We start from the raw sequence: 13,406 nt of genomic DNA, 5'->3' as shown, positions 1-13,406 counted from the left end.
TTAACCACAATATTAAAATGGCTAGAGATGAAGTTTTATCTTTGTTGTAGTAAAAATTTGTATTTGAAGTATGAAATAAATAAACAAGAATTTAAAGAAAAACTTTGAAGAGTATTTAAAAGGCTTTTTTGAAAAAGTAAAAGAGATACTTCAAAAATTTGATTTTAATAACCAACTTGCTAATATGACAAATTATGCCTTTTTCAAAAACTAATCCTGCGTGACTTTTTGCATTTTTTAAATCTATCAATCTAAAACTAAATCATTTTTTCAAAAATTCAGAATATTGTTTTATCTTTTTGTTCCCCAATGACTCGGTGCTTTCTTTGGTTAAGGTAGATTTGCTTCTTTATGACTCTTATACTTATCTATAAATCCTATCCAATACCTAATTTTTTAATTGGTATGTAATCTGCTAGGGCTAAATTTAAGCATTATATTAAAAAAATAAAATTTAAAAATGCCGATATGGATTTATTGAGTGAGGCGACCTTGAGTGTTTTGTAGAAGTTTTTATAAAATTTAAATTTAGAAAATATCTTGGTTTATTCTTTTGGAGTAAACCAAGATAGTAATGAATTAGTTATTATTTTTCGAATGCCTTTTGAAAATTTATAGGCATTGCTTGATAGCCCGTGCTACCAACGCCTGTAAATCTCATCTGGACACTTGGCTCTGTTGCTCCCCATTTAAACTCATCTATTTCAGGCTTTGGAGCACTTAGTGGTTTACCAGCTTTAAAATCAAACTGCATACCAGCCGTGGCTGAATAGACCATAATTGAGTTTTTATCGACTTGATACTCTGCTAGTGATGTTACTGGACTATACCACTCCTTGCCACGCTCTTTGCCATATTCCCAAATTTGCTCAACAGTTTTAGCTTTTTCATCCACTTTATACACAACTGCACGAGAGTATTTCATATCTGGTATCGCAGGTTGTTCAAAGCCACGACTATCACCATTATCAAAGACGGTAAGATAAACAATGCCCTTTTTAGACTTGCTATCTATCCTAAATGCTGTATGTTGTGTGTATGTCCAGTCAAATCCACCATTAGCTTCATCTGTATAGCCTGGACATTTTGTATACTCGTCATCACAAATGATCTTATTGCCTTTGCTATCAACTGGTTGAAGTAGTTTAGAGACAAACTCACCTTTCCAGCCTTTATGGCCGCCAAGTATCCACTTTACTTTTTTATCGCGTCCGATTTTGATAACAGCATTTTGATGGCGTGAGCTTATGATGATACTATCATCGCTTGGATCATAATCAACGCTATTTACGTGAGCCCAGTTGCGACCTGCCCCTGTTCCTGCTATGTCACCAAAACTATCACTAGCATCCATTTTAGCTAGATCTTCCTCGCTTAGCGTATGCCCTGCTTGTGATGCGTCTATATTTAGACAAACTGCACCTTGATCTAGAACTTTAACTACATCACTACGATACTGATCTAGTATGTCAAATAATCTCCACTCATCTACGACATTGCCCTGATGATCAACTTCAATTATGACATCGCGTACAGTGCGGACATTTTTTCCGTCAGGACGTTTATAATTTGAACTAGCTACGCGTAAAAGGTAGTTGCCATTTTGCATATTATCCATTGAATGTGAGAAGTCTTGGTAGCCTATAGGAAGTCTGCGGTTAAAAATTTCACGCCCTACAAAGTCATATTTAACATATCTTTGCCCAAACCCCCAGCTTAAAGCACCATCTGAATTTTGCCTAAACCCCATCATAATGCCAGTATTATAAATATTGTTATAATCAAGCAAATTGTCTGAGTTTATATACCATCTAATCTCACCTTTTGTATCAACTACAAAGGCATTTGATGGATAGTTCCATTCAGCTGCACCGCCTACTGGGCTGTTCCATACATAGCTTCCGCTTCTTATGGCAGTTTTTCCACGTATGTTATTTACAAGATACATCCTATCTTTAAATTCTGGATCTACTTTTGAAATTTCAACGCTTACAAAAGGATTGCCGACTTTACCAGCCGAACCTGCACTTATTTGATAAAATGGCGGAGTTGTGATATTATAAGTCTCTTTTACCTTTTCATCTTGACCTTTAAAAACTTTTGTATATTCAACTTCTACTTGATTTTGATAATCCGCATAAAGCCCTACTACTGGGATACCACCATAAGTTTTTAGGCTTTGCGGACCTACTTTGTATCTTATAGTTACGCCATCTTGTTTTGGTAATATGGTTACTTTTGCCTCTTTTATGATGTAGCCACCATTTAAGATAATCGCACTTAAAGGTGTAAGCTCGTAAGGATCCATATATATGCCACCAAGTTTACCCGTGACTTGATAGTCTGTCTTTGCTCCGCTAGTACCCCCTATAGCTAAGGCTGATGTGCTTAAACCACTTATTAACACACCCGTAGCTACGAATGACGAAAGAAATATTTTTGCTTTCATTATTTCTCCTTATTGGTAGTAAAAATTTATTAAATTATAAGTTATCTTTCTGCCAAACTAATGACACAGAGCTTAAACTATGATAATTTATACAATTATATACAAAACTTTTATCTTAAAAGTTATATCAAAATTAAAACAAATTTAAAAAATAGTATAAAATGCAAATTTATTATATAATAGGTTAAAAGTCATAAAAATACAAAAATGAAGAGCATAAACGATAATATAAAAATTTATATCACCATTTTTATAGCCAGTGTATTTGTCATAATGCTTGGTGCAAATGCTTACATGAGTGCTAAAAATGCAATGATAGAGCTGTCAAACAAAAATAAGATAAGTGATAGTGAAAATATCATAAATATGTTTAGTCAATGGATAGATGAGCGATTAGATTCGCTTGTTGTCGCTTCAAAGCTCATAGAGCGTTCTGGTATAGTGCAAGACGATGAGAGCGTGCAAAGCTTTATAAGAGTGCTGAGTGAGATGTCTAGTGAGTTTGATGTTGTGCAGTTTTTAGTAGATGGTGGCGGTATATGGGTTAACGGCGATAGAGTGGAAACTAAAAAGAGTTATTCGTATATATCGGGACTTATATGGTATGTTGATACTAGCACAAACCTAATGCCGACTGTGAATTTTATGCCAAAGCATAGGATGTTGGAGCAGGGGACTTTGAATTTTTGTGTTCCAAATTTTTACAATGGCGAGTTTAAAGCTGTTTTGTGTGGAGTTGTAAAGGCTCAAAGCTTGTTTGATAATATTAAAAACTTTAATTTACCATCAAACTCATACTCATTTATAATAGCAAATGATGGAGAGATTTTAACACCGATGAGCGATGAGAAGCTAAAACAAGAGATACAAAAGGAATTTAAAGAGCAGTTTTTAAAAGAGAGCATAACAAGTATAAATATAGGCTCAAATTTTATATCGCTTGCTCCGATAAAACACTTAAATTGGTATGTAGGAGCTGGTGTGGATAATAAAAAAGAGAGTGCCCATCTACTTGATCGTATCAGCAAAAATGCTATCATCTTGTTACTTGGATTTATAGCTTTGGCGACTTTTGCTAATCTCGCTCATAACTTTATGTATGCACGGATAAATCGGCGTAAAAACGAGTATGAGTTGCTTTTAGTGCATAAAAGTAGGGTGGGTGAGATAGGTGAGCTAATAAGTGGCATAAATCACCAGATCATTCAACCTATAAATTCATTAAAATTAATAATATCTGCATTGATTATGTTAAAGCGTGAAAATAGGCTAACTAATGAAAAATTAGAGAATATGCTTTTAAATGGTAAAAAGTCTATATCTTTATTAGCTGATACGACTGAAATTTTTAGAAATTTTTATAATACCAATGAAAATATAAGTGAGTTTAGTATTCGTCGTAGTGTAGAAAATCTTTTAACTCTTATGCATACTGAGCTTAGTTATGCAAATACTAGCGTAACGCTAAACGACACTAAAGATAAAAATGTAAGGCAAATGCAAAATATTATACAACAAATTTTGATTGTTTTGATACATAATGCCAAAGATGCGTTAGTGGAAAAATTTAAAGACGATATTAAGCAAAGGCATATATTTTTAAATATTAAATTTTTTAATGATCAATGTTTTATAGATGTGATTGAAAATGGCGTTGGAGTTGATAAAAACGTAAAAATATTTAGTGCTCCAAAAACGACAAAGAAATTTGGTAGCGGGCTTGGACTTTATTTTAGTAAAAAATTGGCAAATGAGAAGATAGGTGGTGATATTTTGCTTATAAATCCAAAAAATCCTACTATTTTTAGGCTCAAATTTAAAACAAATTTAAAGGATGTGGATGACTAATGAGACATTAAAGCTTTTAGGAAACATTAGCGTTTTGATTGTAGAAGATGATGATATAGCGTTAGAGACTCTGTACGATGGGCTTAGTCCATATTGTAAGTCTGTATATATAGCAAACGATGGGTATAAAGGTTTAGAGAAGTTTAATAAATTTAATGCTGATATAATTCTTGCAGATATACACCTGCCAATTATGAATGGCTTTGAGATGATGAAACAAATTTTAAAGATAAAACCTAGTCAAAATTTTATAATTATCACATCATATGACACTGATATAAATTTGTTAAAAAGTTTGCAACATGGAGCAACATTATTTTTAAAAAAGCCTTTAGATATAGAAGAGCTTCGCACTGCGTTAATAACACTCACTCATAAAAATGAAAATCAAATAATTAATATTAGTAAAAATTTAAGTGTAAATTTAGCTAAAGAGAAGATATATCATAATGGCGAAGAAATTTATTTAACATTTTCTCAAAATAAGCTATTTTGGCTATTGGTGTATAATTTAAATAGTTTAGTAACATATGATATGATTGAAGATTTTGTTTATGAAAATGAGCCGGTAAGTAAAAATACTATACAACACGCAATTTCAAGATTAAAAAAATATCTTAATATAAATATAAAAAATATCTTTGAAAGTGGCTATATGCTAAATGCATAAACCAAGCTCTACTCTAAAATTTTAGAGTAGAGCAAGATAATTTTTATTAGAAAGGATGGGAGCATTATCGATTTAAAGACGATAATGCAATAAGTTTTGCTATTATTTAGTGAAAGCTTTTTCTACGCTAAATGGAAATGCTTGATAGCCCATAGCATTTGTCATCTTAATCTCTATAGATGGCTCTTTTGCACCCCACTCAAATTCATTGATATGTGGGCTAGGAAGACCTACTGGTCTACCTGTTGCTATGTCAAACTGCATACCAGCAACAGCTGAATATACCATAACGCTATCTAAGTCATCTTGGTATTGTGTCAAGCTTGTAACTGAGCTATACCACTCTCTGCCACGCTCTTTGCCATATTCCCAAATTTGCTCAACAGTTTTAGCTTTTTCATCTACTTTATACACAACTGCACGAGAGTATTTCATACTCGCTATCGCAGGTTGTTCCATACCACGACTGTCGCCATTATCAAATACTGTTAGGTATACAATGCCTTTTTTAGATTTACTATCGATTCTAAATGCCGTGTGCTGAGTGAATTGCCAGTCAAACTCACCCTTAGCTTCGTCTGTATAACCTGGGCATTTTGAGTAGTCATCTTCACAAATGATCTTGTTACCTTTGCTATCAACTGGTTGAAGTAGATATTGTTTAAATTGATCTTTCCAACCTTTGTGGGCACCGAGTATCCATTTGATCTTTTTATCACGTCCGATTTTGATAACAGCATTTTGGTGGCGTGAGCTTATAATGATACTATCATCGCTTGGGTCGTGATCTACACTATTTACGTGAGCCCAGTTTCTGCCCGGTCCAACACCGACTATATCGCCCCATTTATCTAGTGTATCCATAGCCATTAGCTCATCTGTATTTGCAGTATGCCCTGCTTTACTAGCATCGATATTTAAACAAACTGCACCTTGATCTAAAACTTTGATAGTTGTATCTCTGTATGGATCTAAAATTTCATACAATCTCCAATCATCTACGGCATTACCGTCTCTGTCAACTTCAACGATTACGTCGCGAACCGTGCGAACATTTTTACCATCTTTACGCTTTAGGTTAGCATTTGCAACACGAAGCAAGTAGTGTCCGTTATCCATAACGTCCATTGAGTGTGAGAAATCTACATAACCTGCCGGTAGCTCTCTGTCAAATATCTCGCGTCCCATTATGTCGTATTTAACATATCTTTGTCCATGACCCCAAGTCATAGCACCATCTGAGTTTTGTTTAAAGCCCATCATAACACCGGCGTTAAATGGCTGTTTTAGATCATATATTTTGCTTGGCTCCAGATACCATCTGACCTCGCCTTTTGTATCAAGGATGAAGTTATTTGGAGTATAGTTCCACTCTAAAGCACCGCCAGTTGGGTTATTCCATACTACTTTTGTGCCTTTACCTGTTTTATTTACAAAGTTATTTACATAATAAAGCCTATTTGCAAATTTGGCACTTGGAGCTTTTACAACTTCAATTTTATCAAAAAGTGCTCCTTTTTGATTAGGCATACCGGTGCTTTCTAGATAGATAGCTGGAGCATAAATTTTATATGTCTCTTTTACTTTTTCTGGATTTGTTCCACCTATACTTTTTGTGTATTCAACTTCAATGGTGTTTTGATAGTCTGGATACATACCAAATACCGGAATACCACCGTGTGTGCGGATATGCTTGTCATTTACTACGTAGCTTATGGTTTGACCACCCGGTTTTGGAACGATGGTTACTTTAGCATTTGTAACTGTGTAACCGCCATTTTTAATAACTGCTGTTAATGGTGCAGTGTCGTAAGGATTGACGACTACTTCGCCTAGTTTACCGGGGATAGCGTAGTCAATGGCTGAGCCACTCGCTCCGCCGATAGCCATAAGAGCTGTTGGGCTTAATAGTGCGATTGCACCAGCAACTGCTACCGAAAGAAACATTCTTTTCATACTAATTTCTCCTTATTGAAATGTTTGATTGTGGTAATTGTATATAACAAAACTGTCATAAAACTAACACAGAAGTTAAAAATAGCTTAAAAGTATAAAATTTTAATAAATTTCATAAAATTTAAGATATAGATATAATGTTTTATATAAATTTAAGTTTTATTTTAGTTTTTGATAATGATTATAAAGTATTATATTATATAAAATAAAAATTTAGCCCCAGATTTGAGGCTAATGCTTTATTTAAATGTCTTTTGAATATCTATCGGCAATGAGCGGTATCCGATTGTATTTGAATTAACAAATTTCATCTCAAATTCAACCTCTTGTGTGCCGTATTTTATCTCCTCTAAATATGGTGTAAGCTGAGCTTTACCGGCACGGAAAGCAGCAACATCTCCAAGACCAGCAGTAGCTGAATAGATAAACATTGTATTGCGACTAGGGATATATTCTGTTACTGATGTGATAGGACTATACCATTCAAAACCACGTTGTTTACCATATTCCCAAACTTGCTCGACAGTCATATTTTTCTCATCAACTACGTATTCAACTGCACGGCTATATTTCATATTTATCATCGCAGGTTGTTCCATGCCACGACTATCGCCGTTGTCAAACACACTTATATGCACCTTATCGCCCTTTGATTTTTCATTGACTTTATATGCGGTGTGTTGCGTCCAAGTGTAGTCAAATCCACCTTTTTCATTCTCATATCCAGGGCATTTTGATCCACTTGCTCCGCAATCTATCTTGTTACCTTTACTATCAATCGGAGTTAGTACTTTTTTAGCTAGTTCGCCAGTCCAGCCCTCTTTGCTAGCAAGTATCCATTTTACTTTTTTATCACGAGTGATTTTTACAACGGCACTTTGATTTCTAACTGAAAGGATAATACTATCATCATGTGCGTCATAATTTACTGAGTTTATGTGAGCCCAGTTACGACCTACGCCAACGCCAGTTACATCGCCAAACGAAGCCTTCTCATCCTCCATCTCTTCTTTGCTTGCTGTCTGACCTGCCTTGCTTGCATCAACGTTTAGGCACACTGCACCTTGATCAAGTGCAAGCAAATTTACATCTCTATATGGATCAAGTATATCCATTATCTTCCATTCATCTATCACGTTGCCATTTGCGTCAAGTTCAATGATAACATCACGCACACTACGGACATTTTTACCATCGACTCTTTTATAATCAGCAGATGCAACACGCAATAAAAATGTCCCCTTTGAAGTCTCTTCCATATGATGAGAGAAGTCTATGTAACTCTTTGGTAGTTCACGTTGGAAAATTTTACGTCCCATTAGATCATAGCGGTTCATCATTTGGCTTTGTCCCCATATTATGTCACCATTTGCTGTTTGGTCAAAGCCCATCATATTGCCCTTTTTCTTGATGTTATCAGGATCTCTAAATTCATCTGTTTTTAAAAACCATCTTATATCGCCCTTGCCATCAACTGCCCAAACATAGCTCTCATAGTCCCACTCTAGTGCACCACCTATAGGGTTATTCCACGTTACTTGTGCTGCATTTGGTAAAATAGAGCTTAAGTGGTTCATTAGATAGATATTATTGTGGTATTTTGGATTATCTTTTGTGATAACAGCATTTGGTAGACTTTGCTTTTGACCTGTTCCAGAGCCATATACAGCGATATTTGGAGCATAAATTTTATAGCTTTCCTTAACCGCTTCGCCATTTCTTTTATAACTTACTTCAACTTCATTGACATAATCAGGGTATAGTCCCCATATCGGGATACCACCGTGTTGAAGTGCTTTTTGATTTGATACATCGTAGGCTATATCGACACCATCTTTCTTGGCTTTTACTACGACTTTTATGTCAGTTAGTGTGTATCCTGCATTTCTTATAATTGCAGTTAATGGAGCTACCTTATATGGGTTCATCTGCACAGCACCTATCTTGCCAACGCCACGATAAGTCTTAGGACCGCTTCCGCCACCAGCTGCAAATGCAAAAATGCCACTAAGTGCCAAAGCTGACACAACTGCAAATGAGATAAATTTAATTTTCATCTGTTACTCCTTAAAAAATATTGTTGTTATTTTAATGAATACAAATGATATAGGTATGACTTGAAAGTTAAAATAAGCTTAAAAATTAAAGAATGTAAATGATCTTGGTTTGATTAACTTAGTTTAATTTTTTTCAGAAAAGATTTAAATCCTTTATTTTGTTAACAACTTTTTTATAAATTTAAATACCTGGGTAAACGCAAATAAAGCTTATAATATAACAATCTATTTTGCAATTTAAGCTTATCTTCATTACTCAATCCTGTAAAGTGTCCATAGACATTTTCTAACATCTTAAGATCTTTGTTGCCCTAGATTTTCTTTAATGATTAAAGGATTCACCTTATCATTTAAAAGAATACTAGCATATGTATGCCTTAAAGAGTGCAATCCTGAATACTTTAGCCCAAGTAAGTTACAAAGGTTAATAAATTGTTGTATGCGAAAAATTAGACCCTTTAAAATTTTTTAATTCATTAAGTTAAGTGGTTACAAAAATATGGGAGCATTAGCTCCCTGGGTGTAAGATAGTATCTTCTTACCTTGAGTTCTTATAAATCTTTTAGCTTCTCTCTATTGTCTTTAAGAGATTTGATTTTATCTTCAGTGAGATTAAGTTCGCTAAGAGATTCATCTAAGCTTATCAAAGCTTCAGCCTTAAGATACTCAGTGCCAGCTTCTAGCGAAGCAACTACATTGTCTATTGAGCCTACAATCCTTGTAGACATTTTCTTAAAAGTTTTCCAAAACATTTTTGGCTCCTTAAAATAATTTAGGTTTACACCATAGACAAAACCTAGCAAATGGCTAGTAAAAAGAATTCTTATATCAGAGTATAGGGGGGGGGGGATAGAGAAATTTTCAGACACACAGGAGAGCTACTACCCTCATATTAAATTATAATTTTTCCTATTAAGTTTTCCTATAAAGTTTTTCTATGAAGTTTTCTTAGGAAGTTTTTCCTTACAAAGTTTCTCTCTCATCTTCTTTATCTTTTTATGTGATTAAAGCCAGACTATCTTATGACATACAAGATAGCAAATGTAACCACTAGTTACAGATAATATATTTGTGTTTTTTTTTGATTTTTTAGTTAATACTTTTTAATTTATTTAGTATAATAAATTTTAAATGAAATGGTTTGAAAAATTTTTAAGAGCTTCTATCGGTTTAGAGTATCTCCTTATAAGAGTTGGTATTAAGGGGATTAAAATATATAAATTTAACAGTTGCAAAATTTAGGGCGTAGTCATAGCGACTACGCTGTTTTAGAGTATCAGACGTTAAATCTAAAATGCATAATATCGCCGTCATTTACGATATAGTCTTTGCCTTCAAGTCGCATTTTACCGTTCTCTTTTGCACCATTTTCGCCTCCATACGCGATATAATCATCATAACTGATAACCTCTGCACGGATAAATCCACGCTCAAAGTCATTATGTATCACGCTAGCCGCCTTTGGTGCTTTCCAACCTTTTGTGATGGTCCAAGCTCTGACTTCAACTACACCAGCGGTAAAGTAACTTATTAAATTTAGTTTTGCAAATGCTGTGTGTATGATTTTTTCTAGCCCACTCTCACTAGCACCAAGTTCAGTTAAAAACTCATAAGCCTCCTCATCGCTCATACCTACAAGCTCCTCTTCCACCTTGGCACATAGCTTTATTACTTCGTGATCTGAGGCTGCTGCAAACTCACGTAGTTTTTTAACATACTCATTATCGTCTGCGATACTGTCCTCATCTACGTTTGCACCATATATCACCTCTTTTGCACTTAGTAGACGAAGCTCTTTGTTTATGGCTATATAAATTTCATTTTCACGCTCACTAAAGCTACTTGCACTCTTGCCATTATTTAAGTGCGAGAGTAGTAAATTCGCCATTTCAAGCATCTCTTTTGCACCCTTTGTGTTAGCTTTTGCTTCGCGAGTTAGACGCTCTATTTTTTTATTTAGTTGCTCTATATCAGCCAGTATCAGCTCTGTTTCTATGATCTCAACATCACGAATAGGATCAACTCCGCCTTCAACGTGTGTGATATTTTCATCATCAAAACAACGAACTATATGCAGTATCACCTCTGTTTCACGTATATTTGAGAGAAATTTATTACCGAGTCCTTCGCCACTACTTGCACCCTTAACAAGCCCTGCTATATCCACAAACTCAATAGTCGAGTATTGTATACGGTTTGGATTTACTATTTTTGCTAGTTCATTTAGCCTTTTGTCTGGTACTGGCACGACTGCTTTGTTTGGCTCTATCGTGCAGAATGGATAGTTCGCACTCTCTGCGTTTTGTGCCTTTGTAAGAGCATTAAAGGTTGTTGATTTGCCAACATTTGGAAGTCCGACTATACCTACTGCTAGACCCATTACAGCTCCTTTACAAGTGCATTTAGATAGTATAGACTCATACGTACGCCAGCACCTGTTGCACCGATTTGATTATATCCCCACGCCTTTTCTAGGTATGCAGGACCTGCGATATCAAGATGTATCCACTTGTCTTTATATTCATCTTTTATAAATTTTTCTAGGAAAAGTCCAGCCGTTATCGCACCGCCATATCGTCCACTAGCTGCGTTACTAATGTCTGCGATATTGCTTTTTATTAGCTCTTTTAAGTATTTGTTAAAGTGAAGTATTGTGCTTAGTTCGCCACTTTTTTCGCTCTTTGCTCTAAATTCAGCTTTTAGCTCCTCATTTACACCCATAATGCCACTTGTATATTCGCCAAGTCCGACCACACAAGCACCTGTTAGCGTCGCCATATCTATAAGCACATCAGGCTTAAAGTCTTGTGCATAGCTAAGACAATCTGCAAGGACTAAACGCCCTTCAGCATCTGTATTTCGTACCTCTATACTAATGCCACTTCGTGAGATAAGCACATCATCTGGTTTGTATGCATTGCCACCTATCATATTTTCAGTCGCACCTAAAATAGCATGAATTTCAAGTGGTAAGTTTAATTCGGCAGCACCAATTATAATACCCATTGCAGCCGCCGCACCACTTTTGTCAGCTTTCATTGTTAACATATAATCAGCCGGTTTTAGACTAAGTCCACCACTATCGTATGTAAGCCCTTTACCGACAAAGATGATACGTTTTTTAGCACCTTTTGGCTTGTATGTTAAATGTATCAAGCGTGGCGGATGTATGCTTGCACGATTGACTGCTAAAAACGCATTCATACTCTCTTTTTCTAAAAATTTCTCATCATAAACTTCACATTTTATAGTAGGGTAGGTTTTAGCTATATTTTGTGCTTCTTCTGCCATTTTTTGAGGAGTATAAATTTCAGGGATTTCATTTACTATGCTTTTAGTAAAATTTGTAGCACGTGCGATTATCTCGCCGTTTGTTATACCTAGTCTAGCCTTTTCTATATCCACTTTTTCGTCGTTAAACTCATCGGTACTAAATATAACTTCGCTTAATTTATAGCTCTCTTTTTTTTCTTTGTATTTATTAAACTCATACGCACCTAACACAAATCCCTCTACGATGGCTTGAAAACTTTGCTTGGTGCAACTTGCAATGTATGAGCCTAGCTTTACACTCTTTACATTTAGGCTTTTAAGCGTATTATATGCCTTTGCAGCTGCTGTGCGTAGCTCATCGTATTCAAGTTTGGCTAAATTTACATATAATCTCGCACTCTCACCTAAAAGTAGTGGATTTTCGCCTTTATAGTTATAAAATTTAAAAGCTTTTTCATCTTTTATAAATTTATGTTTTAAATTTTTATCTACTATAAAAATTAGCTCAATATCCGCTTTTATCGTATCTATGTGTTTGTTTGATATTTTAAATTCCATTATATCTATTTCCCCTTTGAGATAGTATTTTGCTTTCAATTCTTCTAAACATTAAAAATAGTCCACCAAAAAATGCTACGACGATAGGGATCGCAACATACCAGTGTTTTTCAGCGATGTTTATTATATTCCAAATTTCTTTGCCAAAGAACCATGCTAAAAGTATCGTGATTGCTGCCCAGCACCAACCACTTATCAAATTTATAAAGGCATATTTTTTAGCACTATATCGTGTCAGACCGATACTCATTGGGATTATTACGCGAAAGCCATACATATAGCGTTGCAAAAATATTATGGGTGAACCATATTTTTTTAGCATTAGGTGTGCGATAGCGAATTTTCGGCGTTGTGCATGAAGTTTTTTAGCGATGTATTTTTTATTGTATCTGCCAAGATAGAAATAAATTTGATCGCCTACAAATGCTCCAATCCCTGCTACAAATATCGCAAGAGTGACATTTACGTGTCCTTCGTGTGCTAATATACCACCTAATATCAGTGCTAGTTCGCCTTCCATAATACACCATAAAAATAGAATAATATATGCGTATTGATGATAGTTTAGCATTAAATTTTTTAGTGTCTCTTCCAT

At 34.9% G+C, this 13,406-nt stretch carries 9 protein-coding genes; 2 read left to right on the top strand and 7 right to left on the bottom strand.

Features of this window, described 5'->3' with window-relative positions:
- Positions 1-586: 586 nt before the first annotated feature.
- Positions 587-2,449 carry an aryl-sulfate sulfotransferase gene (locus KDE13_RS01100; protein ID WP_212142624.1) on the bottom strand — a complete coding sequence of 621 codons (1,863 nt, stop codon included), beginning with the start codon at positions 2,447-2,449 and terminating at the stop codon, positions 587-589.
- Positions 2,450-2,656: 207 nt separating this feature from the next.
- On the opposite strand from KDE13_RS01100, the gene KDE13_RS01095 reads away from it, so the two are divergent.
- A complete protein-coding gene (locus tag KDE13_RS01095; RefSeq protein ID WP_212142623.1) occupies positions 2,657-4,297 on the top strand; it encodes a sensor histidine kinase in 1,641 nt (546 codons plus the stop codon).
- Positions 4,290-4,967 carry a response regulator transcription factor gene (locus tag KDE13_RS01090; protein WP_212140241.1) on the top strand — a complete coding sequence of 226 codons (678 nt, stop codon included), beginning with the start codon at positions 4,290-4,292 and terminating at the stop codon, positions 4,965-4,967. The genes KDE13_RS01095 and KDE13_RS01090 overlap by 8 nt, the downstream gene beginning before the upstream one ends.
- A 102-nt stretch (positions 4,968-5,069) precedes the next feature.
- Here the strand turns inward: KDE13_RS01090 and KDE13_RS01085 are convergent, their stop codons facing one another.
- The 6 genes from KDE13_RS01085 to KDE13_RS01060 all read right to left on the bottom strand — a co-directional run bounded on the left by KDE13_RS01085 (position 5,070) and on the right by KDE13_RS01060 (position 13,406).
- A complete protein-coding gene (locus KDE13_RS01085; protein WP_212142622.1) occupies positions 5,070-6,923 on the bottom strand; it encodes an aryl-sulfate sulfotransferase in 1,854 nt (617 codons plus the stop codon).
- A 239-nt stretch (positions 6,924-7,162) separates the two neighbouring features.
- Complete coding sequence (locus KDE13_RS01080; RefSeq protein ID WP_212142621.1) at positions 7,163-8,980, bottom strand: aryl-sulfate sulfotransferase; 1,818 nt, start codon at positions 8,978-8,980, stop codon at positions 7,163-7,165.
- A 551-nt stretch (positions 8,981-9,531) separates the two neighbouring features.
- Entirely contained in the window at positions 9,532-9,732 is a 201-nt protein-coding gene (locus tag KDE13_RS01075; RefSeq protein WP_212142267.1) for a hypothetical protein, read from the bottom strand.
- Between the two features lie 524 nt (positions 9,733-10,256).
- Positions 10,257-11,360 carry a redox-regulated ATPase YchF gene (gene ychF, locus KDE13_RS01070; protein WP_212140246.1) on the bottom strand — a complete coding sequence of 368 codons (1,104 nt, stop codon included), beginning with the start codon at positions 11,358-11,360 and terminating at the stop codon, positions 10,257-10,259.
- The gene (locus tag KDE13_RS01065) at positions 11,360-12,811 is read right to left on the bottom strand and encodes a leucyl aminopeptidase (protein ID WP_212142620.1); all 1,452 of its coding nucleotides are present in this window, start codon (positions 12,809-12,811) and stop codon (positions 11,360-11,362) included. The genes ychF and KDE13_RS01065 overlap by 1 nt, the downstream gene beginning before the upstream one ends.
- Entirely contained in the window at positions 12,801-13,406 is a 606-nt protein-coding gene (locus KDE13_RS01060) for a DedA family protein (protein WP_212140248.1), read from the bottom strand. The genes KDE13_RS01065 and KDE13_RS01060 overlap by 11 nt, the downstream gene beginning before the upstream one ends.

This window comes from Campylobacter anatolicus (genome assembly GCF_018145655.1).
In the GTDB taxonomy this organism is placed as follows: Bacteria; Campylobacterota; Campylobacteria; order Campylobacterales; family Campylobacteraceae; genus Campylobacter_A; species Campylobacter_A anatolicus.
Note: the sequence above shows the minus strand (reverse complement) of the source record. Positions and strands in the feature narration are given on the sequence as shown.